Source organism: Escherichia sp. MAL-1 (assembly GCF_052948035.1).
The window spans coordinates 4,617,936-4,644,780 of the sequence record NZ_CM129609.1 but is presented as its reverse complement, the minus strand read 5'-3'; the positions used below and the strand labels follow the sequence as shown (position 1 = coordinate 4,644,780).

19 protein-coding genes, 1 tRNA gene, 2 rRNA genes and 1 riboswitch are annotated in these 26,845 nt (G+C 54.0%); of the genes, 12 read left to right on the top strand and 10 right to left on the bottom strand.

Features of this window, described 5'->3' with window-relative positions; genetic code table 11:
* Positions 1 to 22 precede the first annotated feature (22 nt).
* Positions 23 to 4,246, top strand: a complete 4,224-nt coding sequence (rpoC, locus tag ACU8XX_RS23150) for a DNA-directed RNA polymerase subunit beta' (RefSeq protein ID WP_000653944.1) — start codon at positions 23 to 25, stop codon at positions 4,244 to 4,246.
* 241 nt (positions 4,247 to 4,487) lie between these two features.
* Here rpoC and thiH read toward each other — a convergent pair whose 3' ends face one another.
* The 7 genes from thiH to rsd all read right to left on the bottom strand — a co-directional run bounded on the left by thiH (position 4,488) and on the right by rsd (position 10,562).
* Positions 4,488 to 5,621: a 2-iminoacetate synthase ThiH gene (thiH, locus tag ACU8XX_RS23145; protein WP_000847447.1), complete on the bottom strand. Its 1,134-nt coding sequence runs from the start codon at positions 5,619 to 5,621 to the stop codon at positions 4,488 to 4,490.
* A complete protein-coding gene (gene thiG, locus ACU8XX_RS23140; RefSeq protein WP_000944104.1) occupies positions 5,618 to 6,388 on the bottom strand; it encodes a thiazole synthase in 771 nt (256 codons plus the stop codon). Before thiG ends, thiH begins: the two co-directional genes overlap by 4 nt.
* Before the next feature lies 1 nt (position 6,389).
* Positions 6,390 to 6,590 carry a sulfur carrier protein ThiS gene (thiS, locus tag ACU8XX_RS23135; RefSeq protein ID WP_001166226.1) on the bottom strand — a complete coding sequence of 67 codons (201 nt, stop codon included), beginning with the start codon at positions 6,588 to 6,590 and terminating at the stop codon, positions 6,390 to 6,392.
* Complete coding sequence (gene thiF / locus ACU8XX_RS23130; protein ID WP_000999737.1) at positions 6,574 to 7,329, bottom strand: thiazole biosynthesis adenylyltransferase ThiF; 756 nt, start codon at positions 7,327 to 7,329, stop codon at positions 6,574 to 6,576. The genes thiS and thiF overlap by 17 nt, the downstream gene beginning before the upstream one ends.
* Positions 7,322 to 7,957 (bottom strand): thiamine phosphate synthase, encoded by a 636-nt coding sequence (gene thiE, locus ACU8XX_RS23125; protein WP_000284615.1) that lies wholly within the window; start codon positions 7,955 to 7,957, stop codon positions 7,322 to 7,324. Before thiE ends, thiF begins: the two co-directional genes overlap by 8 nt.
* On the bottom strand, positions 7,957 to 9,852 hold the full coding sequence (gene thiC, locus ACU8XX_RS23120) for a phosphomethylpyrimidine synthase ThiC (RefSeq protein ID WP_001276903.1): 1,896 nt from the start codon (positions 9,850 to 9,852) through the stop codon (positions 7,957 to 7,959). The genes thiE and thiC overlap by 1 nt, the downstream gene beginning before the upstream one ends.
* Positions 9,853 to 9,932: 80 nt before the next feature.
* A riboswitch (TPP riboswitch) is annotated at positions 9,933 to 10,033 on the bottom strand.
* 52 nt (positions 10,034 to 10,085) lie between these two features.
* Positions 10,086 to 10,562 carry a sigma D regulator gene (gene rsd / locus ACU8XX_RS23115; RefSeq protein WP_000934302.1) on the bottom strand — a complete coding sequence of 159 codons (477 nt, stop codon included), beginning with the start codon at positions 10,560 to 10,562 and terminating at the stop codon, positions 10,086 to 10,088.
* 94 nt (positions 10,563 to 10,656) lie between these two features.
* Here rsd and nudC point away from each other — a divergent pair, with 94 nt between their 5' ends.
* The 6 genes from nudC to ACU8XX_RS23085 all read left to right on the top strand — a co-directional run bounded on the left by nudC (position 10,657) and on the right by ACU8XX_RS23085 (position 15,015).
* Complete coding sequence (gene nudC / locus ACU8XX_RS23110) at positions 10,657 to 11,430, top strand: NAD(+) diphosphatase (protein WP_000373940.1); 774 nt, start codon at positions 10,657 to 10,659, stop codon at positions 11,428 to 11,430.
* A 39-nt stretch (positions 11,431 to 11,469) separates the two neighbouring features.
* Positions 11,470 to 12,534, top strand: a complete 1,065-nt coding sequence (hemE, locus tag ACU8XX_RS23105; protein ID WP_000137657.1) for a uroporphyrinogen decarboxylase — start codon at positions 11,470 to 11,472, stop codon at positions 12,532 to 12,534.
* A gap of 9 nt (positions 12,535 to 12,543) precedes the next feature.
* On the top strand, positions 12,544 to 13,215 hold the full coding sequence (nfi, locus tag ACU8XX_RS23100; RefSeq protein WP_000362388.1) for a deoxyribonuclease V: 672 nt from the start codon (positions 12,544 to 12,546) through the stop codon (positions 13,213 to 13,215).
* A gap of 42 nt (positions 13,216 to 13,257) precedes the next feature.
* Positions 13,258 to 13,848 (top strand): YjaG family protein, encoded by a 591-nt coding sequence (locus ACU8XX_RS23095; protein ID WP_000940106.1) that lies wholly within the window; start codon positions 13,258 to 13,260, stop codon positions 13,846 to 13,848.
* A 186-nt stretch (positions 13,849 to 14,034) separates the two neighbouring features.
* On the top strand, positions 14,035 to 14,307 hold the full coding sequence (hupA, locus tag ACU8XX_RS23090; protein WP_001044513.1) for a nucleoid-associated protein HU-alpha: 273 nt from the start codon (positions 14,035 to 14,037) through the stop codon (positions 14,305 to 14,307).
* A 12-nt stretch (positions 14,308 to 14,319) separates the two neighbouring features.
* Entirely contained in the window at positions 14,320 to 15,015 is a 696-nt protein-coding gene (locus ACU8XX_RS23085) for a DUF1481 domain-containing protein (protein WP_001300651.1), read from the top strand.
* Position 15,016: 1 nt separating this feature from the next.
* Here ACU8XX_RS23085 and zraP read toward each other — a convergent pair whose 3' ends face one another.
* On the bottom strand, positions 15,017 to 15,436 hold the full coding sequence (zraP, locus tag ACU8XX_RS23080; RefSeq protein ID WP_001296714.1) for a zinc resistance sensor/chaperone ZraP: 420 nt from the start codon (positions 15,434 to 15,436) through the stop codon (positions 15,017 to 15,019).
* A gap of 237 nt (positions 15,437 to 15,673) precedes the next feature.
* Between zraP and zraS the strand changes: the two genes are divergently transcribed.
* Both zraS and zraR read left to right on the top strand, forming a co-directional pair.
* Entirely contained in the window at positions 15,674 to 17,050 is a 1,377-nt protein-coding gene (gene zraS / locus ACU8XX_RS23075; protein ID WP_001211923.1) for a two-component system sensor histidine kinase ZraS, read from the top strand.
* Positions 17,047 to 18,372: a sigma-54-dependent response regulator transcription factor ZraR gene (gene zraR / locus ACU8XX_RS23070; protein WP_000148551.1), complete on the top strand. Its 1,326-nt coding sequence runs from the start codon at positions 17,047 to 17,049 to the stop codon at positions 18,370 to 18,372. The genes zraS and zraR overlap by 4 nt, the downstream gene beginning before the upstream one ends.
* On the opposite strand, the gene purD is transcribed toward zraR, so the two are convergent.
* Positions 18,369 to 19,658 (bottom strand): phosphoribosylamine--glycine ligase, encoded by a 1,290-nt coding sequence (purD, locus tag ACU8XX_RS23065; protein ID WP_000866812.1) that lies wholly within the window; start codon positions 19,656 to 19,658, stop codon positions 18,369 to 18,371. The two genes, zraR and purD, sit on opposite strands and share 4 nt — an antisense overlap.
* A gap of 11 nt (positions 19,659 to 19,669) precedes the next feature.
* The gene (gene purH, locus ACU8XX_RS23060) at positions 19,670 to 21,259 is read right to left on the bottom strand and encodes a bifunctional phosphoribosylaminoimidazolecarboxamide formyltransferase/IMP cyclohydrolase (protein WP_001187559.1); all 1,590 of its coding nucleotides are present in this window, start codon (positions 21,257 to 21,259) and stop codon (positions 19,670 to 19,672) included.
* Positions 21,260 to 21,875: 616 nt separating this feature from the next.
* Here purH and ACU8XX_RS23055 point away from each other — a divergent pair.
* The 3 genes from ACU8XX_RS23055 (at position 21,876) to ACU8XX_RS23045 (ending at position 26,761) form a co-directional block, all read left to right on the top strand.
* Positions 21,876 to 23,417: ribosomal RNA gene (locus ACU8XX_RS23055) — 16S ribosomal RNA — on the top strand.
* Between the two features lie 171 nt (positions 23,418 to 23,588).
* Positions 23,589 to 23,664 (top strand) — tRNA-Glu (locus ACU8XX_RS23050).
* Positions 23,665 to 23,857: 193 nt separating this feature from the next.
* Positions 23,858 to 26,761, top strand: a 23S ribosomal RNA gene (locus ACU8XX_RS23045).
* The 16S and 23S rRNA genes sit together here with 1 tRNA gene alongside, the layout of an rRNA operon.
* Positions 26,762 to 26,845: the final 84 nt, after the last annotated feature.

Genomic DNA, 26,845 nt, shown 5'->3' with positions numbered 1-26,845 from the left:
TAACTCCGACGGGAGCAAATCCGTGAAAGATTTATTAAAGTTTCTGAAAGCGCAGACTAAAACCGAAGAGTTTGATGCGATCAAAATTGCTCTGGCTTCGCCAGACATGATCCGTTCATGGTCTTTCGGTGAAGTTAAAAAGCCGGAAACCATCAACTACCGTACGTTCAAACCAGAACGTGACGGCCTTTTCTGCGCCCGTATCTTTGGGCCGGTAAAAGATTACGAGTGCCTGTGCGGTAAGTACAAGCGCCTGAAACACCGTGGCGTCATCTGTGAGAAGTGCGGCGTTGAAGTGACCCAGACAAAAGTACGCCGTGAGCGTATGGGCCACATCGAACTGGCTTCCCCGACTGCGCACATCTGGTTCCTGAAATCGCTGCCGTCCCGTATCGGCCTGCTGCTCGATATGCCGCTGCGCGATATCGAACGCGTACTGTACTTCGAATCCTATGTGGTTATCGAAGGCGGTATGACCAACCTGGAACGTCAGCAGATCCTGACTGAAGAGCAGTATCTGGACGCGCTGGAAGAGTTCGGTGACGAATTCGACGCGAAGATGGGTGCGGAAGCAATCCAGGCTCTGCTGAAGAGCATGGATCTGGAGCAAGAGTGCGAACAGCTGCGTGAAGAGCTGAACGAAACCAACTCCGAAACCAAGCGTAAAAAGCTGACCAAGCGTATCAAACTGCTGGAAGCGTTTGTTCAGTCTGGTAACAAACCAGAGTGGATGATCCTGACCGTTCTGCCGGTACTGCCGCCAGATCTGCGTCCGCTGGTTCCGCTGGATGGTGGTCGTTTCGCGACTTCTGACCTGAACGATCTGTATCGTCGCGTCATTAACCGTAACAACCGTCTGAAACGTCTGCTGGATCTGGCTGCGCCGGACATCATCGTACGTAACGAAAAACGTATGCTGCAGGAAGCGGTAGACGCCCTGCTGGATAACGGTCGTCGCGGTCGTGCGATCACCGGTTCTAACAAGCGTCCTCTGAAATCTTTGGCCGACATGATCAAAGGTAAACAGGGTCGTTTCCGTCAGAACCTGCTCGGTAAGCGTGTTGACTACTCCGGTCGTTCTGTAATCACCGTAGGTCCATACCTGCGTCTGCATCAGTGCGGTCTGCCGAAGAAAATGGCGCTGGAGCTGTTCAAACCGTTCATCTACGGCAAGCTGGAACTGCGTGGTCTTGCTACCACCATTAAAGCTGCGAAGAAAATGGTTGAGCGCGAAGAAGCTGTCGTTTGGGATATCCTGGACGAAGTTATCCGCGAACACCCGGTACTGCTGAACCGTGCACCGACTCTGCACCGTCTGGGTATCCAGGCATTTGAACCGGTACTGATCGAAGGTAAAGCTATCCAGCTGCACCCGCTGGTTTGTGCGGCATATAACGCCGACTTCGATGGTGACCAGATGGCTGTTCACGTACCGCTGACGCTGGAAGCCCAGCTGGAAGCGCGTGCGCTGATGATGTCTACCAACAACATCCTGTCCCCGGCGAACGGCGAACCAATCATCGTTCCGTCTCAGGACGTTGTTCTGGGTCTGTACTATATGACCCGTGACTGTGTTAACGCCAAAGGCGAAGGCATGGTGCTGACTGGCCCGAAAGAAGCAGAACGTCTGTATCGCTCTGGTCTGGCTTCTCTGCATGCGCGCGTTAAAGTGCGTATCACCGAGTATGAAAAAGATGCAAACGGTGAATTAGTAGCGAAAACCAGCCTGAAAGACACGACTGTTGGCCGTGCCATTCTGTGGATGATTGTACCGAAAGGTCTGCCTTACTCCATCGTCAACCAGGCGCTGGGTAAAAAAGCAATCTCCAAAATGCTGAACACCTGCTACCGCATTCTCGGTCTGAAACCGACCGTTATTTTTGCGGACCAGATCATGTACACCGGCTTCGCCTATGCAGCGCGTTCTGGTGCATCTGTTGGTATCGATGACATGGTCATCCCGGAGAAGAAACACGAAATCATCTCCGAGGCAGAAGCAGAAGTTGCTGAAATTCAGGAGCAGTTCCAGTCTGGTCTGGTAACTGCGGGCGAACGCTACAACAAAGTTATCGATATCTGGGCTGCGGCGAACGATCGTGTATCCAAAGCGATGATGGATAACCTGCAAACTGAAACCGTGATTAACCGTGACGGTCAGGAAGAGAAGCAGGTTTCCTTCAACAGCATCTACATGATGGCCGACTCCGGTGCGCGTGGTTCTGCGGCACAGATTCGTCAGCTTGCTGGTATGCGTGGTCTGATGGCGAAGCCGGATGGCTCCATCATCGAAACGCCAATCACCGCGAACTTCCGTGAAGGTCTGAACGTACTCCAGTACTTCATCTCCACCCACGGTGCTCGTAAAGGTCTGGCGGATACCGCACTGAAAACTGCAAACTCCGGTTACCTGACTCGTCGTCTGGTTGACGTGGCGCAGGACCTGGTGGTTACCGAAGACGATTGTGGTACCCATGAAGGTATCATGATGACTCCGGTTATCGAGGGTGGTGACGTTAAAGAGCCGCTGCGCGATCGCGTACTGGGTCGTGTAACTGCTGAAGACGTTCTGAAGCCGGGTACTGCTGATATCCTCGTTCCGCGCAACACGCTGCTGCACGAACAGTGGTGTGACCTGCTGGAAGAGAACTCTGTCGACGCGGTAAAAGTACGTTCTGTTGTATCTTGTGACACCGACTTTGGTGTATGTGCGCACTGCTACGGTCGTGACCTGGCGCGTGGCCACATCATCAACAAAGGTGAAGCAATCGGTGTTATCGCGGCACAGTCCATCGGTGAACCGGGTACACAGCTGACCATGCGTACGTTCCACATCGGTGGTGCGGCATCTCGTGCGGCTGCTGAATCCAGCATCCAGGTGAAAAACAAAGGTAGCATCAAGCTCAGCAACGTGAAGTCGGTTGTGAACTCCAGCGGTAAACTGGTTATCACTTCCCGTAACACCGAACTGAAACTGATCGACGAATTCGGTCGTACCAAAGAAAGCTACAAAGTGCCTTACGGTGCGGTACTGGCGAAAGGCGATGGCGAACAGGTTGCTGGCGGCGAAACCGTTGCAAACTGGGACCCGCACACCATGCCGGTTATCACCGAAGTAAGCGGTTTTGTACGCTTTACTGACATGATCGACGGTCAGACCATTACTCGTCAGACAGACGAATTGACCGGTCTGTCTTCGCTGGTGGTTCTGGATTCCGCAGAACGTACCGCAGGTGGTAAAGATCTGCGTCCGGCACTGAAAATCGTTGATGCTCAGGGTAACGACGTTCTGATCCCAGGTACCGATATGCCTGCGCAGTACTTCCTGCCGGGTAAAGCGATTGTTCAGCTGGAAGATGGCGTACAGATCAGCTCTGGTGACACCCTGGCGCGTATTCCGCAGGAATCCGGCGGTACCAAGGACATCACCGGTGGTCTGCCGCGCGTTGCGGACCTGTTCGAAGCACGTCGTCCGAAAGAGCCGGCAATCCTGGCTGAAATCAGCGGTATCGTTTCCTTCGGTAAAGAAACCAAAGGTAAACGTCGTCTGGTTATCACCCCGGTAGACGGTAGCGATCCGTACGAAGAGATGATTCCGAAATGGCGTCAGCTCAACGTGTTCGAAGGTGAACGTGTAGAACGTGGTGACGTAATTTCCGATGGTCCGGAAGCGCCGCACGACATTCTGCGTCTGCGTGGTGTTCATGCTGTTACTCGTTACATCGTTAACGAAGTACAGGACGTATACCGTCTGCAGGGCGTTAAGATTAACGATAAACACATCGAAGTTATCGTTCGTCAGATGCTGCGTAAAGCTACCATCGTTAACGCGGGCAGCTCCGACTTCCTGGAAGGCGAACAGGTTGAATACTCTCGCGTCAAGATCGCAAACCGCGAACTGGAAGCGAACGGCAAAGTGGGTGCAACTTACTCCCGCGATCTGCTGGGTATCACCAAAGCGTCTCTGGCAACCGAGTCCTTCATCTCCGCGGCATCGTTCCAGGAGACCACTCGCGTGCTGACCGAAGCAGCCGTTGCGGGCAAACGCGACGAACTGCGCGGCCTGAAAGAGAACGTTATCGTGGGTCGTCTGATCCCGGCAGGTACCGGTTACGCGTACCACCAGGATCGTATGCGTCGCCGTGCTGCGGGTGAAGCTCCGGCTGCACCGCAGGTGACTGCCGAAGACGCATCTGCCAGCCTGGCAGAACTGCTGAACGCAGGTCTGGGCGGTTCTGATAACGAGTAATCGTTAATCCGCAAATAACGTAAAAACCCGCTTCGGCGGGTTTTTTTATGGGTGTTATTCAGAGGGCAAATTCTTCACGGAAAATATTAAGAAAGGCAGGGCGAAACGAGGAAGAAGCTTTTCGCCCTGGACAACATTCCTGCTGACGGCACTACCATAAAAAAACACAACGCTTTCAACAACCTTGCGTTTTTCATCTTCCGTAGCGGCTCGGAATAAATTTACGTTCTTACATTCCGTCTCATAGTCTTTGCGAGGCGCGTCCCAGATAGCTGTCCCAGTCTTTCCATACCGGCTGCAAACCCTGAGCGGTTAACGCGGCAGCAACCGCTTCCGGTCTGCGATCGTCGTGCGGTGAGAACTGTTCCAACTCGGGGTGATTATCGGCATAGCCACCTGGCTGCGTTTTCGAGAAGGCGCTGACGTTATTGATCGCCAGCGGAATAACGCGATCGCGAAACCACGGTGATTCCCGCGTGGAGAGTGACAGTTCAATCTCCGGTGCAAGCAGTCGGAAGGCGCAGATGGTTTGCACTAACTGGCGTTCATCCATAATCGACGCAGGCTCAATGCCGCCAGTACACGGGCGCAGGCGCGGAAAGGAGACAGAGTAACGGCTTTGCCAGTAATGCTGTTGCAGCCATAGCAAATGTTCGGCAACCATATAGCTGTCAACGCGCCAGTTGTCGGAAAGGCCAATTAGCGCGCCGAGGCCTATCTTATCAATCCCCGCACGCCCCAGCCGATCCGGCGTTTCCAGCCGCCAGAAGAAGTCCTGTTTTTTGCCTTTCAGATGATGGCGGGCATAAGTCGCCTCGTGATATGTCTCCTGATAAACCATCACGCCATCCAGACCAAGTTGCTTTAACTCGGCGTATTCCGTCTCCGCCAGCGGTTGCACTTCCATCTGTAGTGAAGAGAACTGTTCACGAAGGGCAGGGAGATGACGACGAAAGTAATCCATCCCCACTTTCGCCTGATGTTCACCAGTGACTAACAGCAGATGTTCAAAGCCCATCTCCCGTATAGCGGCACTTTCCCTGGCAATATCCGCTTCATCCAGCGTTTTGCGCTTGATGCGATTACTCATGGAAAATCCACAGTACGTGCAGTCGTTAGCGCAAAGATTGGAAAGATAAAGCGGGACGTAGAAACTAACTGTGTTGCCAAATCGCTGACGGGTCAGACGCTGCGCCCGTTGGGCCAGTTGTTCCAGATAGCCACTGGCGGCAGGCGATAACAGCGCCATCATGTCGTCGCGGGTGAGTTGCGAGGCATTTAGCGCCCGCTCTACGTCAGCAGCCGTTTTGCCGTTGATACGCAGGCGGATGTCGTCCCAGTCCAGTTGTCGCCAGCGATCGCTGAAGGTTTTCATGCCGATGCCTCCAGAAATCCGGTCAGCGGGCTGGTGGCATGAGCAAAATAACTGCGGCTGCCCGGTCCGGACTGACGTGCCAGTAGGCCTGCTTCTACCGCCAGACGAAATGCCTTCGCCATGTTGACGGGATCGTCCGCGACGGCAATCGCCGTATTCACTAACACCGCGTCGGCCCCCATTTCCAGCGCCTGCGCGGCATGGCTGGGAACGCCGATGCCAGCATCGACAACCACCGGCACTGTGGCCTGCTGGATAATAATCTCCAGCATGGCGCGGGTTTCCAGTCCCTGATTCGAGCCAATCGGCGCGCCGAGCGGCATCACCGCTGCACAGCCGACTTCTTCCAGACGTTTACACAATACCGGATCGGCCCCGCAGTAAGGCAGCACGACAAATCCCTGTTGTACCAGCGTTTCGGCGGCTTTCAGGGTTTCGATGGGATCGGGCAACAGCCAGCGGGCGTCAGGGTGAATCTCTAATTTTAACCAGTTTGTGCCTAACGCTTCACGAGCCAGATGGGCGGCGAAAATGGCTTCTTCCGCTGTTTTCGCCCCGGATGTATTTGGCAGCAGGGTCACACCCGCCGCGATAAGCGGTTCGAGGATAGCGTCGTTGTGCTGGCGCAAGTCGACACGTTTCATCGCCAGTGTCACCAGCTGGCTGCCGGAAGCGCGGATCGCCTCCACCATCAGTTGTGAAGAAGCGAATTTCCCTGTGCCGGTAAACAGATGTGAATCAAACGTTTTGTCCGCAATACGTAACATTTCAACCCCCTGCAATAACCTGAAAAAGCAGGATCTGGTCGCCATCCTGCACGATATGTTGCGCCCACTGCTCACGCGGGACGATTTGCTGATTAATCGCCAGAGCCGCGCCCGCTTGTCGTTGGTCGAGTTGCTCCAGTAGTTCGTGAACAGTTTGCCCGGCGGCGCACTGCATCGCTTGATCGTTAAACAGGATCTGCATTGCTTCCTCCGCATACCGGGCAACCACTGGCGCGGCGCAACGCCAGGCTGCGCCACTGGCTGGATTTACCGTCGAACAGTCGGAGTTCTCCCGCAGGTGTCTCTATACCGCTTAATAACTTAATGGCTTCCAGTGCCTGCAAAGTGCCCATAACCCCGACCACCGGGCCAACCACGCCCGCCGTGCGGCAGTTGCGTTCTGGCTCCTGGTTATCTGGCCACAGGCAGCGGTAACACCCCTGCTCCCAGGGCGGCGTCAGTACCATCAACTGACCGCCAAATCCGACCGCGCTGGCGGTGATAAGCGGCGTGTTGAGTGCCACGCAGGCGGCATTAATCTCCTGGCGAGTCGCCATATTGTCGGTACAGTCGAGCACCACATCGGCCCGTGCAACCGCATCTTTTAACGCCTCACCCGTTAACCGTTGTTGTAATGCTGTCAGTTGAATGTCGGGATTCAACTGTGTCAGTCGCTGTTGGCTGACCTGCGATTTCGGGCGATCGATATCTTCAGTGGTAAAGAGGATTTGTCGTTGCAGATTGCTTAAATGCACATCGTCGTCATCTGCCAGTACCAGCGTCCCGACGCCAGCGCCCGCCAGGTACAGCGCAGCAGGTGTACCCAGCCCGCCCAGACCGATAATCAGCACCTGGCTGTCGAGCAGTTTTTGCTGCCCGTCCAGAGCGATATCGTCGAGCAGGATTTGGCGGCTATAACGCATAAAGTCACGGTCATTCATCGCCAACTCCTGCAATTTCCAGCAACTGTGCCGTTGCCAAACGCCAGTCTGCGGCTTGAGTAATGGCGCTGACGACGGCGATACTGCCGACACCCGTTGCTATCACCGCAGGCGCGCGTGCCAGACTGATACCGCCAATCGCCACGGTGGGATAATCCGCCAGTCGCTCAACATGCCGTGCCAGCTGTTCCAGCCCCTGCGGTGCAGAAGGCATCTGTTTGGTTTGCGTCGGGAACACATGTCCCAGCGCGATATAAGAGGGGCGTGCTGCCAGCGCGACGTCGATTTCCATATCGTCATGTGTCGAAACGCCCAGCCGCAGGCCTGCCGCGCGGATGGCATTGAGATCGGTGGCTTGCAAATCTTCCTGCCCCAAATGGACGCCATACGCCTGATGCTTGATCGCCAGCCGCCAGTAATCGTTGATAAACAATCGCGCGTTATAGCGGCGGCCCAGCGCAATTGCCGCCACGACATCGGCTTCCACCTCTTCATCGCGCCGATCTTTGATGCGTAGCTGGAGAGTACGTACGCCTGCATCCAACAGACGTTCGATCCACTGTACACTGTCCACCACCGGGTACAGTCCTGAACGAAAAGGTACAGGAGGAAAATCAGGCTGATACATCACGCTTCCTCCTTACGCAGGTAGATTTCTCCGCCTCTGGCACGGAAGTTCTCCGACATATCCGCCATTCCCATTTCAATAGTTTGCGTGGCGGCGTAATCACGCACTTCCTGGCTGATTTTCATCGAGCAGAATTTCGGCCCACACATGGAGCAAAAATGGGCGACTTTACCTGACTCTTGCGGCAGGGTTTCATCGTGATAAGCGCGGGCGGTAAACGGGTCGAGGGCCAGATTAAACTGGTCTTCCCAGCGAAATTCGAAGCGGGCTTTCGACATGGCGTTATCGCGAATTTGCGCGCCCGGATGCCCTTTCGCCAGGTCAGCGGCGTGGGCGGCAATCTTATAGGTGATAAGCCCCTGCTTAACATCTTCTTTATTGGGCAGACCCAGATGCTCTTTTGGCGTTACGTAACAGAGCATCGCGCAGCCAAACCAGCCAATCATCGCCGCACCAATCCCCGACGTGAAGTGGTCATAGCCCGGCGCAATATCGGTAGTTAGCGGCCCCAGAGTGTAAAACGGCGCTTCGTGGCAGTGCTCTAACTCCTCGGTCATATTGCGGCGGATCATCTGCATCGGCACGTGGCCTGGGCCTTCAATCATCACCTGCACGTCATATTCCCAGGCAATTTTGGTCAGTTCGCCCAGCGTATGCAGCTCGGCAAACTGCGCTTCATCGTTGGCGTCCTGAATAGAACCGGGGCGCAGACCGTCGCCCAGCGACAGCGAAACGTCATAAGCGGCACAGATTTCACAAATTTCGCGGAAGTGTTGATAGAGGAAATTTTCCTGATGATGGGAGAGGCACCATTTCGCCATAATCGAACCGCCGCGAGAGACGATACCGGTCAGGCGTTTCGCGGTCATCGGCACATAGCGCAGCAGTACGCCCGCATGGATAGTGAAGTAATCCACACCTTGCTCGGCCTGTTCCAGCAGCGTGTCGCGGAACGCTTCCCAGGTAAGATCTTCGGCGATCCCGTTAACCTTCTCCAGCGCTTGGTAGATCGGCACTGTACCGATCGGCACCGGGCTGTTACGCAAAATCCACTCGCGGGTTTCGTGAATATAGCGACCGGTGGAGAGATCCATCACCGTATCCGCTCCCCAGCGGGTGGACCATACCAGCTTTTCCACTTCTTCTTCGATGGAAGAGGTGACCGCTGAGTTGCCGATATTGGCGTTAACTTTTACCAGGAAGTTACGGCCAATAATCATCGGCTCCGATTCCGGATGATTAATGTTGGCCGGGATAATCGCACGTCCGGCAGCAACTTCATCACGGACAAATTCCGCAGTGATATTTTCCGGCAGACGTGCGCCAAAGCTCATTCCCGGATGCTGGTGGCGTAAAACTTCGCTACGGATGCGCTCGCGGCCCATATTCTCGCGGATGGCGATGAATTCCATTTCCGGTGTGATGATGCCCTGGCGGGCGTAGTGCAGTTGGGTGACGCGGCGTCCTGTTTTGGCGCGTTTTGGCGTTAATAAGCCGCTAAAACGTAGCTCGTCGAGGCCATCATCTGCCAGCCGCGCTTTAGTGTAATCGGAACTGCGCACGGTAAGTTCTTCGGTATCGCCGCGCGCATCGATCCATGGCTGGCGTAGTTTTGCCAGCCCTTGCTGCACGTTAATGGCAATCTGCGGATCGCCATACGGGCCGGAGGTGTCGTAGGCCGGAATCGCTTCGTTTTCTTCGTACTGCGGCTGTTCTTTGCTGCCGCCAATTAGCGTCGGGCTAAGCTGGATCTCACGCATCGGCACGCGCACGCCGGGTTGTGTGCCAGTGATATAAATGCGTTTTGAGTTGGGAAAGGCGGTGCCTTCCAGGGTGTCGATAAAATGTTGGGCCTGGGCGCGCTGTTCGCGGCGGGTCAGTTTTGTTGCAGACATAGCTCATTCCAAAAAGTTAAGGACGTGGCTTGTCAGACGACGGATGAAGCAAGAGACGATCGCCGCAAAGGCGATGCGATAGCAGATTAACTCTTGTTCCCTTCGCAGGTATTAGCCTGATCAGGTTCCGCGGATCCCGAATAAACGGTCTCAGCCAGTTAAGGCACTCCGACAAGAAATTAGCCCCCACAAACGGGGCGTTGAATGTAAATTACGCGTTAACAGCGCAGAACTCAAGCAGGATGTTTGACGCGGGCGGCGTCAAGCACCAGCAGAATCAGCTTATCTTCCAGCACAAAGCGCGCTTCCAGCGCCTCGCCGATGTCAGATAAAACCTGTTGAAACTCAAGGTAATTATCATGATCGATGGCGGTTTCCAGGCTGGAATCGTAGTAATCCATAATCTGTTGGGTATTGGCTTCGAGTTGCGGCCAAATCTTCGCGGCGCGCGCGAGTTGCCCGTTGCCTTCCAGCTTATGAAGAATGCGCTCATAAATACTGAAATGTCCGGCAGACAAGTAATCGACCAGGCTCTGACAAAAATCATCAAGGGCTTTTTCGTTTAGCCTCATGTACGATTCTTTGCCAGGCTTAATGCCAACCAGATTGTAGTAAGCCACGAGCAGATGCTTACGTACATGTAGCCAGCGATCAACCAGTTTGTTACTTCCTCTGACGCGCTCCGTCAGGTTATCGAGCTGGTTAAGCATGATTGACTCCGCAAGTTTGTATTCAAAAACTGCTCAGTGAGAAATGTAAAAACCATGTTAAACATGCCAGTGATGCAAAGGTAGTGCAAGAGCTATGGATCGTATAATTGAAAAATTAGATCACGGCTGGTGGGTCGTCAGCCATGAACAAAAATTATGGTTGCCGAAGGGAGAATTGCCATATGGCGAAGCGGCAAATTTCGATCTTGTGGGTCAGCGCGCACTACAAATCGGCGAATGGCAGGGGGAACCTGTTTGGTTAGTACAACAGCAGCGGCGTCACGATATGGGGTCGGTACGTCAGGTCATTGATCTCGATGTTGGGCTGTTTCAACTGGCCGGACGAGGCGTACAACTGGCGGAGTTTTACCGATCGCATAAATACTGTGGTTACTGCGGGCATGAAATGTATCCGAGCAAAACCGAATGGGCGATGCTGTGCAGCCATTGCCGTGAGCGTTACTACCCGCAAATCGCCCCCTGCATTATTGTTGCCATCCGTCGCGATGATTCGATCCTCCTCGCCCAGCATACCCGCCATCGTAACGGTGTCCATACGGTACTTGCCGGATTCGTCGAAGTGGGCGAAACCCTCGAGCAGGCGGTCGCGCGGGAAGTGATGGAAGAGAGCGGAATTAAAGTTAAAAACTTGCGTTATGTGACTTCCCAGCCGTGGCCGTTTCCTCAGTCTTTAATGACCGCGTTTATGGCGGAATATGACAGCGGCGACATCGTGATCGACCCGAAAGAATTGCTTGAGGCGAACTGGTATCGCTATGACGATTTGCCGTTACTCCCGCCGCCCGGCACCGTAGCGCGCCGTCTGATAGAAGATACTGTGGCGATGTGTCGGGCAGAGTATGAGTGATGATACACTGACCGCCTGACGCACTAAGGAACAGCCAAAATGACCGAACTTAAAAACGATCGTTATCTGCGGGCGCTGCTGCGCCAGCCCGTTGATGTCACTCCAGTATGGATGATGCGCCAGGCGGGTCGCTATCTACCGGAATATAAAGCCACGCGCGCCCAGGCGGGCGATTTTATGTCGCTGTGCAAAAACGCCGAGCTGGCGTGCGAAGTGACTTTGCAACCGCTGCGTCGCTACCCGCTGGATGCGGCGATCCTCTTTTCCGATATCCTCACCGTGCCGGACGCGATGGGGTTAGGGCTCTATTTTGAAGCCGGAGAAGGTCCGCGTTTTACCTCGCCAGTCACCTGCAAAGCCGACGTCGATAAACTGCCAATTCCGGACCCGGAAGATGAGCTGGGTTACGTGATGAACGCGGTGCGTACCATTCGTCGCGAACTGAAAGGCGAAGTGCCGCTGATTGGTTTTTCCGGCAGCCCGTGGACGCTGGCGACCTACATGGTGGAAGGCGGCAGCAGCAAAGCGTTCACCGTGATCAAAAAAATGATGTATGCCGATCCGCAGGCGCTGCACGCTCTACTCGATAAACTGGCGAAAAGCGTCACTTTGTATCTGAATGCGCAGATTAAAGCCGGTGCTCAGGCAGTGATGATTTTCGACACCTGGGGCGGTGTGCTTACCGGGCGCGATTATCAACAGTTCTCGCTCTATTACATGCATAAAATTGTTGATGGTTTACTGCGTGAAAACGACGGTCGCCGCGTACCGGTCACGCTGTTTACCAAAGGCGGCGGACAGTGGCTGGAAGCGATGGCAGAAACCGGTTGCGATGCGTTGGGCCTCGACTGGACAACGGATATCGCCGATGCGCGCCGCCGTGTGGGCAATAAAGTCGCGTTGCAGGGTAATATGGATCCGTCGATGCTGTACGCGCCGCCTGCCCGCATTGAAGAAGAAGTAGCGACTATACTTGCAGGTTTCGGTCACGGCGAAGGTCATGTCTTTAACCTTGGTCACGGCATCCATCAGGATGTGCCGCCAGAACATGCTGGCGTGTTCGTGGAGGCAGTGCATCGACTGTCTGAACAATATCACCGCTAAGGAGTGATTATGGATCTCGCGTCATTACGCGCTCAACAAATCGAACTGGCTTCTTCTGTGATCCGCGAGGATCGACTCGATAAAGATCCACCGGATCTGATCGCCGGAGCCGATGTCGGGTTTGAGCAGGGCGGAGAAGTGACGCGAGCGGCGATGGTGCTGCTGAAATATCCCTCGCTTGAGCTGGTGGAGTATAAAGTTGCCCGCATCGCCACCACCATGCCTTACATTCCAGGTTTTCTTTCCTTCCGCGAATATCCTGCGCTGCTGGCAGCGTGGGAGATGCTGTCGCAAAAGCCGGATTTAGTGTTTGTCGATGGTCATGGGATCTCGCATCCTCGCCGTCTTGGCGTCGCCAGCCATTTTGGCTTATTGGTGGATGTGCCGACCATTGGCGTGGCGAAAAAACGGCTCTGCGGTAAATTCGAACCGCTCTCCAGCGAACCGGGCGCGCTGGCCCCACTGATGGATAAAGGCGAGCAGCTGGCCTGGGTCTGGCGCAGCAAAGCGCGCTGTAACCCGTTGTTTATCGCTACCGGCCATCGGGTCAGCGTGGACAGCGCGCTGGCGTGGGTACAACGCTGCATGAAAGGCTATCGTCTGCCGGAGCCAACGCGCTGGGCGGACGCGGTGGCCTCGGAACGTCCGGCGTTCGTGCGCTATACAGCAAATCAGCCCTAATTCAGGTAAACTGCGGATAATTTCCGTATTTGAGAACTCAACATGTTACAAAACCCAATTCATCTGCGTCTGGAGCGCCTGGAAAGCTGGCAGCATGTCACTTTCATGGCTTGCTTATGCGAACGCATGTACCCCAATTACGCCATGTTCTGCCAGCAAACCGGTTTTGGTGATGGGCAAATTTACCGTCGCATTCTCGATCTCATCTGGGAAACGCTGACCGTTAAAGACGCAAAAGTAAATTTCGACAGCCAACTGGAGAAATTTGAAGAAGCGATTCCTTCAGCCGACGATTTCGATCTGTACGGCGTTTATCCGGCAATCGATGCATGCGTGGCGTTAAGTGAACTGGTCCATTCGCGTTTGAGTGGTGAAACGCTCGAACACGCGGTGGAAGTGAGTAAGACCTCCATCACGACCGTTGCGATGCTGGAAATGACTCAGGCTGGTCGCGAAATGAGCGATGAAGAGCTTAAAGAAAACCCAGCTGTAGAGCAAGAATGGGACATTCAGTGGGAAATATTCCGACTTTTAGCTGAGTGCGAAGAACGCGATATCGAGCTGATAAAAGGCCTTAGGGCAGACCTGCGTGAGGCGGGTGAGAGCAATATTGGTATAATTTTTCAGCAATAAGACCAGAAAACGTGATTTAACGCCTGATTTGTCGTACCTGGAGTCTTCCCTTTCGCCCCCCGTCTGGTCTACATTTGGGGGGCGAAAAAAAGTGGCTATCGGTGCGTGTATGCAGGAGAGTGCTATTCTGGCATTTCCGTCGCACTCGATGCTTAGCAAGCGATAAACACATTGTAAGGATAACTTATGAACAAGACTCAACTGATTGATGTAATTGCAGAGAAAGCAGAACTGTCCAAAACCCAGGCTAAAGCTGCTCTGGAGTCCACTCTGGCTGCAATTACTGAGTCTCTGAAAGAAGGCGATGCTGTACAACTGGTTGGTTTCGGTACCTTCAAAGTGAACCACCGCGCTGAGCGTACTGGCCGCAACCCGCAGACCGGTAAAGAAATCAAAATTGCCGCAGCTAACGTACCGGCATTTGTTTCTGGCAAGGCACTGAAAGACGCAGTTAAGTAAGATTGCGTGGCAGTGAACAGTTTTAACGAAGGGGTGGTTTCACCCCTTTTGTCTTTCTGGCGTCGATCATTGATGCTGGCAGGTGCGCTGTTTCTCACTGCCTGTAGCCACAACTCTTCACTTCCTCCCTTTACCGCCAGTGGATTTGCTGAAGACCAGGGCGCGGTACGCATCTGGCGAAAAGACAGCGGCGATAATGTGCATCTGCTTGCCGTGTTTAGCCCGTGGCGCAGTGGCGATACCACGACGCGAGAGTATCGCTGGCAGGGCGATAACCTCACGCTCATCAATATCAATGTTTACAGCAAACCGCCGGTGAATATTCGCGCGCGTTTTGACGATCGCGGTGATCTGAGCTTTATGCAACGTGAATCCGATGGGGAAAAGCAGCAGCTTTCTAACGACCAAATCGATTTATACCGTTATCGTGCTGATCAGATCCGCCAGATTAGCGATGCCTTACGTCAGGGGAGAGTCGTGCTGCGCCAGGGGCGCTGGCATGCGATGGAACAGACCGTGACCACCTGCGAAGGGCAAACCATTAAACCTGATTTAGATTCGCAGGCGATAGCGCATATCGAGCGCCGCCAGAGCCGCTCTTCTGTTGATGTCAGCGTGGCATGGCTGGAAGCGCCCGAAGGTTCGCAATTACTGTTGGTGGCAAACTCTGATTTCTGTCGCTGGCAACCCAACGAGAAAACGTTCTGATTTACCAGTGGCCCATACCCATATGACCGCCACCACCGCAGCCGCCGTAACCCATTCCGGTACCGCGCGGAATACCCGCTTCAGCCATCGCAATATCTCGTTTCACCCGTAACTCATCTAACGACTGACGCAAATTCTCCATCTCTTTGGCGACCGCGTTAATTTTGCTGCTATCCGGTGGGTTCGCGGCTAACAGGGCATTGTATTCATAACGCTTCGTCACCAGTTGCTGTTGCAGTGCGCTGCTTTGAGCGTAAAAGTCATTATGGATTTTCTGCCACGCTGTCTGTTGTTCGCTGGTCAAAGGCGCGGCATTTTGCTGCCACATACCGTGTCCGCCGTGAGCAAATGCAGATGTCGAGCCCATCGCCATTGCTGAAAGCGCCATCATTACCAGGGCAATTTTCGTGTTCCGTTTCATGGTTAATCCTCCGATGGTTGTCTTACTTCGGGTATTGCATCTTCCGTGCCAACGATGAAACGCTGATATGACGGGTAATCTGGCATGATAAACGAGTAAAAATGACTCGCCTGCTGCGGGTAGCGAGTCATTTTTACTCATTGAAACTTAAGCCTTTGTGTTACAGCGCAGGGTAAGCGCTGATAAAAGATGGCATGATTTCTGCTGTCAGAAAGGGATGAGCAGGCAAAGAAGAAGATGCGTTTTATGCAACGTTCTAAAGACTCCTTAGCTAAATGGTTAAGCGCGATCCTCCCCGTGGTCATTGTTGGGCTGGTGGGGCTGTTTGCGGTGACGGTGATTCGCGATTATGGGCGCGAGACTGCCGCCGCCAGACAAACGCTGCTGGAAAAAGGCAGTGTACTTATTCGCGCTCTTGAATCCGGCTCGCGCGTCGGCATGGGGATGCGCATGCATCATGCGCAGCAGCAGGCCTTACTGGAAGAAATGGCCGGGCAGCCTGGAGTACGTTGGTTTGCGGTCACGGATGAACAAGGAACAATCGTGATGCATAGCAACTCCGGCATGGTGGGAAAACAGCTTTATTCCCCGCAGGAAATGCAGCAGTTACATCCGGGAGATGAAGAAGCGTGGCGGCGGATCGATAGCGCAGACGGCGAGCCTGTTCTGGAAATTTATCGCCAGTTTCAACCGATGTTTGCTGCTGGAATGCACCGGATGCGCCATATGCAGCAGTATGCCGCGACACCACAAGCAATTTTCATCGCTTTCGACGCCAGTAATATTGTGAGTGCCGAAGATCGTGAGCAGAGAAACACCCTGATTATCCTCTTCGCCCTGGCGACGGTCTTGCTGGCAAGCGTGTTGTCATTCTTCTGGTATCGCCGCTATCTGCGCTCGCGCCAGCTGTTGCAGGATGAAATGAAGCGCAAAGAGAAGCTGGTGGCACTGGGGCATCTTGCAGCAGGCGTTGCCCACGAAATCCGTAATCCACTTTCCTCAATTAAAGGGCTGGCGAAATACTTTGCCGAACGCGCTCCAGCAGGGGGAGAAGCGCATCAATTGGCGCAGGTGATGGCGAAAGAAGCCGACCGTTTAAACCGTGTGGTAAGCGAGTTGCTGGAACTGGTTAAGCCAACGCATCTGGCTTTGCAGGCGGTGGATCTCAACACGCTGATTAACCACTCATTACAGCTGGTAAGCCAGGATGCAAACAGCCGGGAGATCCAGTTACGCTTTACCGCCAACGACACATTACCGGTAATTCAGGCCGACCCAGACAGGCTGACTCAGGTCCTGTTGAATCTCTATCTCAATGCTATTCAGGCGATTGGTCAGCATGGTGTGATTAGCGTGACGGCCAGCGAAAGCGGCGCGGGCGTGAAAATCAGCGTTACCGACAGCGGTAAGGGAATTGCGGCAGGTCAGCTTGAAGCCATCTTCACTCCGTACTTCACCACCAAAGCCGAAGGCACCGGATTGGGGCTGGCGGTCGTGCATAATATTGTTGAACAACACGGTGGTACAATTCAGGTCGCAAGCCAGGAGGGAAAAGGCGCAACGTTCACCCTCTGTCTTCCGGTCAATATTACGCGTAAGGACCCACAAGGATGACGCACGATAATATCGATATTCTGGTGGTGGATGATGACATTAGCCACTGCACTATTTTGCAGGCTTTACTGCGCGGCTGGGGCTATAACGTCGCGCTGGCGAACAGCGGGCGACAGGCGCTGGAGCAGGTGCGGGAGCGAGTTTTTGATCTTGTGCTTTGCGATGTGCGAATGGCGGAGATGGACGGTATTGCCACGCTAAAAGAGATCAAAGCGTTAAATCCGGCGATTCCGGTACTGATTATGACCGCATACTCCAGCGTCGAGACGGCGGTAGAGGCACTGAAAACCGGGGCGCTGGATTATCTCATCAAGCCGCTGGATTTCGATAACCTACAGGCGACGCTGGAAAAGGCGCTCGCGCATACGCACAGTATTGATGCTGAAACACCTGCGGTGACTGCCAGCCAGTTCGGTATGGTCGGTAAAAGCCCGGCGATGCAACACCTGCTCAGTGAAATCGCCCTCGTCGCGCCATCGGAAGCCACGGTGCTGATCCACGGCGATTCCGGCACCGGTAAAGAGCTGGTCGCCAGGGCGATTCACGCCAGTAGCGCACGTAGCGAAAAACCGCTGGTAACGCTCAACTGTGCGGCACTCAACGAATCCTTGCTGGAATCTGAATTGTTCGGTCACGAAAAAGGGGCGTTTACTGGAGCCGATAAACGCCGGGAAGGGCGCTTTGTTGAGGCGGACGGCGGCACGCTGTTTCTCGATGAAATTGGCGATATCTCGCCGATGATGCAGGTGCGTCTGCTGCGTGCGATTCAGGAGCGCGAAGTTCAGCGTGTCGGTAGCAACCAGACTATCTCGGTTGATGTCCGGCTGATTGCGGCGACCCATCGCGATCTTGCCGCAGAGGTGAATGCCGGGCGTTTTCGCCAGGATCTCTACTATCGCCTGAATGTGGTGGCGATTGAAGTACCATCGCTGCGGCAACGGCGGGAAGATATCCCTCTGCTGGCTGGCCATTTTCTGCAGCGCTTTGCCGAGCGTAATCGCAAGGCGGTAAAAGGTTTTACGCCCCAGGCGATGGATCTGTTGATTCATTACGACTGGCCGGGAAATATTCGTGAGCTGGAAAACGCGGTGGAACGGGCAGTGGTGCTGCTGACCGGGGAATATATTTCCGAACGCGAGCTGCCGCTGGCGATTGCCAGTACGCCGATCCCGCTGGGACAAAGTCAGGATATTCAGCCGTTGGTGGAAGTGGAAAAAGAGGTGATTCTGGCGGCGCTGGAGAAAACGGGCGGCAACAAAACCGAAGCCGCCCGTCAGTTAGGGATCACGCGCAAAACGCTATTGGCAAAACTGTCGCGTTAGTTCTGCTCGCGTTCGATGGCGCGCCAGCCGATATCTTTCCGGCAGAAGCAGTCGTCCCAGTGAATATCGGTCATTAAGGCATAAGCGCGTTTCTGCGCTTCTGCCACGGTATGACCCAGCGCGGTGACGCACAGTACGCGCCCGCCGCTGGTCACTACCTGCTCGTCATCCGCCAGTTTTGTGCCTGCATGGAACACTTTGCCGTCTTCCACTTCTTCCAGCGGCAGGCCGTGGATCACATCACCGGTGCGGTAATCGCCCGGATATCCACCCGCAGCCATCACCACGCCGAGAGAAGCGCGTTCATCCCACTCGGATGTTTTCTCGTCCAGCTTCCCTTCACAGGCTGCCAGGCAGAGCTCAACCAGATCGGACTTCATGCGCAGCATAATCGGCTGGGTTTCCGGATCGCCAAAGCGGCAGTTAAATTCGATAACCTTCGGATTGCCCTGTTTGTCGATCATCAGGCCCGCGTAGAGAAAACCGGTGTAGGTGTTGCCTTCCGCCGCCATGCCTTTCACGGTTGGCCAGATGATACGTTCCATGGTGCGCTGATGAACTTCATCGGTTACTACCGGCGCGGGGGAGTAAGCGCCCATCCCGCCGGTGTTTGGTCCGGTATCTTTATCGCCTACGCGTTTGTGATCCTGGCTGGTAGCCATCGGCAGCACATGCTCTCCGTCCACCATCACGATAAAGCTCGCTTCTTCGCCATCGAGGAACTCTTCGATAACGATGCGATGACCCGCGTCGCCAAAAGCGTTGCCCGCCAGCATATCGTGAACAGCCGCTTCCGCTTCTTCCAGCGTCATCGCCACGATAACGCCTTTCCCGGCAGCCAGACCGTCCGCTTTAATGACGATTGGCGCGCCTTTCTCACGCAGATACGCCAGCGCAGGTTCTACCTCGGTGAAGTTCTGGTATTCCGCCGTAGGGATCTTATGGCGGGCCAGGAAATCTTTGGTAAACGCTTTTGAGCCTTCCAGTTGGGCCGCACCTGCGGTTGGGCCGAAGATTTTCAGCCCGGCGGCGCGGAAGGTATCGACCACGCCTTTCACCAGCGGCGCTTCCGGGCCGACGATGGTCAGATCAATCTTTTCGTTTTGTGCGAAATCCAACAGCGCCGGGATATCGGTTACGCCGATAGCGACGTTCTGTAGCGCGGGTTCCAGCGCAGTGCCTGCATTACCCGGAGCAACAAAAACAGTTTCAACCAGCGGCGACTGCGCCGCTTTCCAGGCCAGCGCGTGCTCGCGCCCGCCGTTACCAATCACTAATACTTTCATCTATTGCTCCATTAATGGCGGAAGTGGCGCATGTCGGTGAAGAGCATCGCAATACCGTGCTCGTCGGCGGCGGCAATCACTTCGTCATCACGGATAGAACCGCCAGGCTGGATTACGCAGGTCACGCCCGCAGCGGCGGCGGCATCAATACCGTCGCGGAACGGGAAGAACGCGTCAGAAGCCATCGAGGAACCTTTCACTTCCAGGCCTTCATCGGCCGCTTTAATACCGGCGATTTTTGCGGAGTACACGCGGCTCATCTGGCCCGCGCCAATGCCGATAGTCATATTGTTTTTGGCATAGACGATAGCGTTGGATTTCACAAACTTCGCCACCTTCCAGCAGAACAGCGCATCACGCAGTTCCTGTTCGCTCGGCTGACGTTTGGTCACCACGCGCAGTTCTTCCGCACCGACCATCCCCAGGTCACGATCCTGAACCAGCAGACCGCCGTTCACGCGTTTGAAATCGAGGCCCGGAACACGCTCGCCCCACTGACCGCAGGTCAGAACGCGTACGTTCTGTTTGGCGGCGGTGATTTTCAGGGCTTCTTCGCTGGCGGACGGCGCAATAATCACTTCGACAAACTGACGAGAAATGATGGCCTGTGCGGTTTCCGCATCCAGCTCGCGGTTAAAGGCAATGATGCCGCCGAATGCGGAGGTTGGGTCGGTTTTGTACGCGCGATCGTAAGCATCAAGAATGGAATTGCCGATAGCCACGCCGCAAGGGTTGGCGTGCTTCACAATCACACATGCCGGCTCGGCGAACTCTTTCACGCACTCCAGCGCCGCATCGGTATCGGCGATGTTGTTATAAGAGAGGGCTTTACCCTGAACCTGGGTTGCGGTAGCAACGGAGGCTTCTTTCACATTCTCTTCTATATAGAAGGCAGCCTGCTGGTGGCTGTTCTCGCCGTAACGCATATCCAGCTTCTTAATGAAGTTCAGGTTCAGCGTGCGTGGGAAGCGACCGGCGGCTTCTTTGCTTTCACCGTGGTAAGCCGGAACCATGCTGCCGAAGTAGTTGGCAATCATGCTGTCGTAGGCGGCAGTGTGTTCGAAGGCTTTGATGGCGAGGTCGAAACGGGTTGCAAGCGTCAGCGATCCTTCGTTGTCATCCATCTCTTTAATAATGGCGTCATAGTCGCTGCTCTTCACCACGATTGCGACATCTTTATGGTTCTTGGCGGCGGAGCGCACCATCGTTGGGCCGCCGATATCGATGTTCTCAACCGCATCTTCCAGCGAGCAACCTTCACGGGCCACGGTCTGGGCGAACGGATACAGGTTAACAACCACCATATCGATAGGCTGGATCTGATGTTCTTCCATAATGGCATCGTCCTGGCCGCGACGGCCCAGAATGCCACCATGTACTTTCGGATGCAGGGTCTTCACGCGTCCATCCATCATCTCCGGGAAACCGGTGTAATCGGAAACTTCGGTTACCGGCAGACCTTTTTCTGCTAACAGACGGGCAGTGCCCCCTGTAGACAGCAGCTCCACACCGCGTGCGGAAAGTGCCTGGGCGAATTCGACGATACCGGCTTTGTCAGAAACACTGAGCAGAGCGCGGCGGACTGGACGACGTTGTTGCATGGTAAATCCCCTGGATTTGACTATTACAGAGAGCGTTAGCTGAATTTTTCGCGAAAAACTCAGCTAACGCCCCTAACGGGGCATCCTTATTTTTCGCCCGCATTGTAACGAAAACGTTTGCGCAACGCTCGCGAATTTTTCTCTTTCAATGGTGATCACAATTTTGACAGTGGTTACCGTGGGAAAAATACAGAAATTACATTGATGATTGTGGATAACTCTGTGCGTAAAAAGGTATAAAGCGGGGTTTTGCTGGGGAATGCAGCAGTCAGTTATTTTTCTGCAATTTTTCTATTGCGGCCTGCGGAGAACTCCCTATAATGCGCCTCCATCGACACGGCGGATGTGAATCACTTCACACAAACAGCCGGTTCGGTTGAAGAGAAAAGTCCTGAAATTCAGGGTTGACTCTGAAAGAGGAAAGCGTAATATACGCCACCTCGCGACAGTGAGCTGAAAGCCGCGTCGCAACTGCTCTTTAACAATTTATCAGACAATCTGTGTGGGCACTCGAAGATACGGATTCTTAACGTCGCAAGACGAAAAATGAATACCAAGTCTCAAGAGTGAACACGTAATTCATTACGAAGTTTAATTCTTTGAGCATCAAACTTTTAAATTGAAGAGTTTGATCATGGCTCAGATTGAACGCTGGCGGCAGGCCTAACACATGCAAGTCGAACGGTAACAGGAAGCAGCTTGCTGCTTCGCTGACGAGTGGCGGACGGGTGAGTAATGTCTGGGAAACTGCCTGATGGAGGGGGATAACTACTGGAAACGGTAGCTAATACCGCATAACGTCGCAAGACCAAAGAGGGGGACCTTCGGGCCTCTTGCCATCGGATGTGCCCAGATGGGATTAGCTAGTAGGTGGGGTAACGGCTCACCTAGGCGACGATCCCTAGCTGGTCTGAGAGGATGACCAGCCACACTGGAACTGAGACACGGTCCAGACTCCTACGGGAGGCAGCAGTGGGGAATATTGCACAATGGGCGCAAGCCTGATGCAGCCATGCCGCGTGTATGAAGAAGGCCTTCGGGTTGTAAAGTACTTTCAGCGGGGAGGAAGGGAGTAAAGTTAATACCTTTGCTCATTGACGTTACCCGCAGAAGAAGCACCGGCTAACTCCGTGCCAGCAGCCGCGGTAATACGGAGGGTGCAAGCGTTAATCGGAATTACTGGGCGTAAAGCGCACGCAGGCGGTTTGTTAAGTCAGATGTGAAATCCCCGGGCTCAACCTGGGAACTGCATCTGATACTGGCAAGCTTGAGTCTCGTAGAGGGGGGTAGAATTCCAGGTGTAGCGGTGAAATGCGTAGAGATCTGGAGGAATACCGGTGGCGAAGGCGGCCCCCTGGACGAAGACTGACGCTCAGGTGCGAAAGCGTGGGGAGCAAACAGGATTAGATACCCTGGTAGTCCACGCCGTAAACGATGTCGACTTGGAGGTTGTGCCCTTGAGGCGTGGCTTCCGGAGCTAACGCGTTAAGTCGACCGCCTGGGGAGTACGGCCGCAAGGTTAAAACTCAAATGAATTGACGGGGGCCCGCACAAGCGGTGGAGCATGTGGTTTAATTCGATGCAACGCGAAGAACCTTACCTGGTCTTGACATCCACAGAACTTTCCAGAGATGGATTGGTGCCTTCGGGAACTGTGAGACAGGTGCTGCATGGCTGTCGTCAGCTCGTGTTGTGAAATGTTGGGTTAAGTCCCGCAACGAGCGCAACCCTTATCCTTTGTTGCCAGCGGTCCGGCCGGGAACTCAAAGGAGACTGCCAGTGATAAACTGGAGGAAGGTGGGGATGACGTCAAGTCATCATGGCCCTTACGACCAGGGCTACACACGTGCTACAATGGCGCATACAAAGAGAAGCGACCTCGCGAGAGCAAGCGGACCTCATAAAGTGCGTCGTAGTCCGGATTGGAGTCTGCAACTCGACTCCATGAAGTCGGAATCGCTAGTAATCGTGGATCAGAATGCCACGGTGAATACGTTCCCGGGCCTTGTACACACCGCCCGTCACACCATGGGAGTGGGTTGCAAAAGAAGTAGGTAGCTTAACCTTCGGGAGGGCGCTTACCACTTTGTGATTCATGACTGGGGTGAAGTCGTAACAAGGTAACCGTAGGGGAACCTGCGGTTGGATCACCTCCTTACCTTAAAGAAGCGTTCTTTGAAGTGCTCACACAGATTGTCTGATGAAAAGTGAATAGCAAGGCGTTTACGCGTTGGGAGTGAGGCTGAAGAGAATAAGGCCGTTCGCTTTCTATTAATGAAAGCTCACCCTACACGAAAATATCACGCAACGCGTGATAAGCAATTTTCGTGTCCCCTTCGTCTAGAGGCCCAGGACACCGCCCTTTCACGGCGGTAACAGGGGTTCGAATCCCCTAGGGGACGCCACTTGCTGGTTTGTGAGTGAAAGTCACCTGCCTTAATATCTCAAAACTCATCTTCGGGTGATGTTTGAGATATTTGCTCTTTAAAAATCTGGATCAAGCTGAAAATTGAAACACTGAACAACGAAAGTTGTTCGTGAGTCTCTCAAATTTTCGCAACACGATGATGAATCGAAAGAAACATCTTCGGGTTGTGAGGTTAAGCGACTAAGCGTACACGGTGGATGCCCTGGCAGTCAGAGGCGATGAAGGACGTGCTAATCTGCGATAAGCGTCGGTAAGGTGATATGAACCGTTATAACCGGCGATTTCCGAATGGGGAAACCCAGTGTGTTTCGACACACTATCATTAACTGAATCCATAGGTTAATGAGGCGAACCGGGGGAACTGAAACATCTAAGTACCCCGAGGAAAAGAAATCAACCGAGATTCCCCCAGTAGCGGCGAGCGAACGGGGAGGAGCCCAGAGCCTGAATCAGTGTGTGTGTTAGTGGAAGCGTCTGGAAAGGCGCGCGATACAGGGTGACAGCCCCGTACACAAAAATGCACATATTGTGAGCTCGATGAGTAGGGCGGGACACGTGGTATCCTGTCTGAATATGGGGGGACCATCCTCCAAGGCTAAATACTCCTGACTGACCGATAGTGAACCAGTACCGTGAGGGAAAGGCGAAAAGAACCCCGGCGAGGGGAGTGAAAAAGAACCTGAAACCGTGTACGTACAAGCAGTGGGAGCATGCTTAGGCGTGTGACTGCGTACCTTTTGTATAATGGGTCAGCGACTTATATTCTGTAGCAAGGTTAACCGAATAGGGGAGCCGAAGGGAAACCGAGTCTTAACTGGGCGTTAAGTTGCAGGGTATAGACCCGAAACCCGGTGATCTAGCCATGGGCAGGTTGAAGGTTGGGTAACACTAACTGGAGGACCGAACCGACTAATGTTGAAAAATTAGCGGATGACTTGTGGCTGGGGGTGAAAGGCCAATCAAACCGGGAGATAGCTGGTTCTCCCCGAAAGCTATTTAGGTAGCGCCTCGTGAATTCATCTCCGGGGGTAGAGCACTGTTTCGGCAAGGGGGTCATCCCGACTTACCAACCCGATGCAAACTGCGAATACCGGAGAATGTTATCACGGGAGACACACGGCGGGTGCTAACGTCCGTCGTGAAGAGGGAAACAACCCAGACCGCCAGCTAAGGTCCCAAAGTCATGGTTAAGTGGGAAACGATGTGGGAAGGCCCAGACAGCCAGGATGTTGGCTTAGAAGCAGCCATCATTTAAAGAAAGCGTAATAGCTCACTGGTCGAGTCGGCCTGCGCGGAAGATGTAACGGGGCTAAACCATGCACCGAAGCTGCGGCAGCGACGCTTATGCGTTGTTGGGTAGGGGAGCGTTCTGTAAGCCTGTGAAGGTGTACTGTGAGGTATGCTGGAGGTATCAGAAGTGCGAATGCTGACATAAGTAACGATAAAGCGGGTGAAAAGCCCGCTCGCCGGAAGACCAAGGGTTCCTGTCCAACGTTAATCGGGGCAGGGTGAGTCGACCCCTAAGGCGAGGCCGAAAGGCGTAGTCGATGGGAAACAGGTTAATATTCCTGTACTTGGTGTTACTGCGAAGGGGGGACGGAGAAGGCTATGTTGGCCGGGCGACGGTTGTCCCGGTTTAAGCGTGTAGGCTGGTTTTCCAGGCAAATCCGGAAAATCAAGGCTGAGGCGTGATGACGAGGCACTACGGTGCTGAAGCAACAAATGCCCTGCTTCCAGGAAAAGCCTCTAAGCATCAGGTAACATCAAATCGTACCCCAAACCGACACAGGTGGTCAGGTAGAGAATACCAAGGCGCTTGAGAGAACTCGGGTGAAGGAACTAGGCAAAATGGTGCCGTAACTTCGGGAGAAGGCACGCTGATATGTAGGTGAAGCGACTTGCTCGTGGAGCTGAAATCAGTCGAAGATACCAGCTGGCTGCAACTGTTTATTAAAAACACAGCACTGTGCAAACACGAAAGTGGACGTATACGGTGTGACGCCTGCCCGGTGCCGGAAGGTTAATTGATGGGGTTAGCGCAAGCGAAGCTCTTGATCGAAGCCCCGGTAAACGGCGGCCGTAACTATAACGGTCCTAAGGTAGCGAAATTCCTTGTCGGGTAAGTTCCGACCTGCACGAATGGCGTAATGATGGCCAGGCTGTCTCCACCCGAGACTCAGTGAAATTGAACTCGCTGTGAAGATGCAGTGTACCCGCGGCAAGACGGAAAGACCCCGTGAACCTTTACTATAGCTTGACACTGAACATTGAGCCTTGATGTGTAGGATAGGTGGGAGGCTTTGAAGTGTGGACGCCAGTCTGCATGGAGCCGACCTTGAAATACCACCCTTTAATGTTTGATGTTCTAACGTTGACCCGTAATCCGGGTTGCGGACAGTGTCTGGTGGGTAGTTTGACTGGGGCGGTCTCCTCCTAAAGAGTAACGGAGGAGCACGAAGGTTGGCTAATCCTGGTCGGACATCAGGAGGTTAGTGCAATGGCATAAGCCAGCTTGACTGCGAGCGTGACGGCGCGAGCAGGTGCGAAAGCAGGTCATAGTGATCCGGTGGTTCTGAATGGAAGGGCCATCGCTCAACGGATAAAAGGTACTCCGGGGATAACAGGCTGATACCGCCCAAGAGTTCATATCGACGGCGGTGTTTGGCACCTCGATGTCGGCTCATCACATCCTGGGGCTGAAGTAGGTCCCAAGGGTATGGCTGTTCGCCATTTAAAGTGGTACGCGAGCTGGGTTTAGAACGTCGTGAGACAGTTCGGTCCCTATCTGCCGTGGGCGCTGGAGAACTGAGGGGGGCTGCTCCTAGTACGAGAGGACCGGAGTGGACGCATCACTGGTGTTCGGGTTGTCATGCCAATGGCACTGCCCGGTAGCTAAATGCGGAAGAGATAAGTGCTGAAAGCATCTAAGCACGAAACTTGCCCCGAGATGAGTTCTCCCTGACTCCTTGAGAGTCCTGAAGGAACGTTGAAGACGACGACGTTGATAGGCCGGGTGTGTAAGCGCAGCGATGCGTTGAGCTAACCGGTACTAATGAACCGTGAGGCTTAACCTTACAACGCCGAAGATGTTTTGGCGGATGAGAGAAGATTTTCAGCCTGATACAGATTAAATCAGAACGCAGAAGCGGTCTGATAAA

Excerpts from the sequence above, each read along its gene's own strand:
- thiH (WP_000847447.1), bottom strand. The coding sequence starts at position 5,621 with ATGAAAACCTTCAGCGATCGCTGGCGACAACTGGACTGGGACGACATC.
- thiG (WP_000944104.1), bottom strand. The coding sequence starts at position 6,388 with ATGTTACGTATTGCGGACAAAACGTTTGATTCACATCTGTTTACCGGC.
- thiS (WP_001166226.1), bottom strand. The coding sequence starts at position 6,590 with ATGCAGATCCTGTTTAACGATCAAGCGATGCAGTGCGCCGCCGGGCAA.
- thiF (WP_000999737.1), bottom strand. The coding sequence starts at position 7,329 with ATGAATGACCGTGACTTTATGCGTTATAGCCGCCAAATCCTGCTCGAC.
- thiE (WP_000284615.1), bottom strand. The coding sequence starts at position 7,957 with ATGTATCAGCCTGATTTTCCTCCTGTACCTTTTCGTTCAGGACTGTAC.
- thiC (WP_001276903.1), bottom strand. The coding sequence starts at position 9,852 with ATGTCTGCAACAAAACTGACCCGCCGCGAACAGCGCGCCCAGGCCCAA.
- rsd (WP_000934302.1), bottom strand. The coding sequence starts at position 10,562 with ATGCTTAACCAGCTCGATAACCTGACGGAGCGCGTCAGAGGAAGTAAC.
- nudC (WP_000373940.1), top strand. The coding sequence starts at position 10,657 with ATGGATCGTATAATTGAAAAATTAGATCACGGCTGGTGGGTCGTCAGC.
- hemE (WP_000137657.1), top strand. The coding sequence starts at position 11,470 with ATGACCGAACTTAAAAACGATCGTTATCTGCGGGCGCTGCTGCGCCAG.
- nfi (WP_000362388.1), top strand. The coding sequence starts at position 12,544 with ATGGATCTCGCGTCATTACGCGCTCAACAAATCGAACTGGCTTCTTCT.
- ACU8XX_RS23095 (WP_000940106.1), top strand. The coding sequence starts at position 13,258 with ATGTTACAAAACCCAATTCATCTGCGTCTGGAGCGCCTGGAAAGCTGG.
- hupA (WP_001044513.1), top strand. The coding sequence starts at position 14,035 with ATGAACAAGACTCAACTGATTGATGTAATTGCAGAGAAAGCAGAACTG.
- zraP (WP_001296714.1), bottom strand. The coding sequence starts at position 15,436 with ATGAAACGGAACACGAAAATTGCCCTGGTAATGATGGCGCTTTCAGCA.
- zraS (WP_001211923.1), top strand. The coding sequence starts at position 15,674 with ATGCGTTTTATGCAACGTTCTAAAGACTCCTTAGCTAAATGGTTAAGC.
- zraR (WP_000148551.1), top strand. The coding sequence starts at position 17,047 with ATGACGCACGATAATATCGATATTCTGGTGGTGGATGATGACATTAGC.
- purD (WP_000866812.1), bottom strand. The coding sequence starts at position 19,658 with ATGAAAGTATTAGTGATTGGTAACGGCGGGCGCGAGCACGCGCTGGCC.
- purH (WP_001187559.1), bottom strand. The coding sequence starts at position 21,259 with ATGCAACAACGTCGTCCAGTCCGCCGCGCTCTGCTCAGTGTTTCTGAC.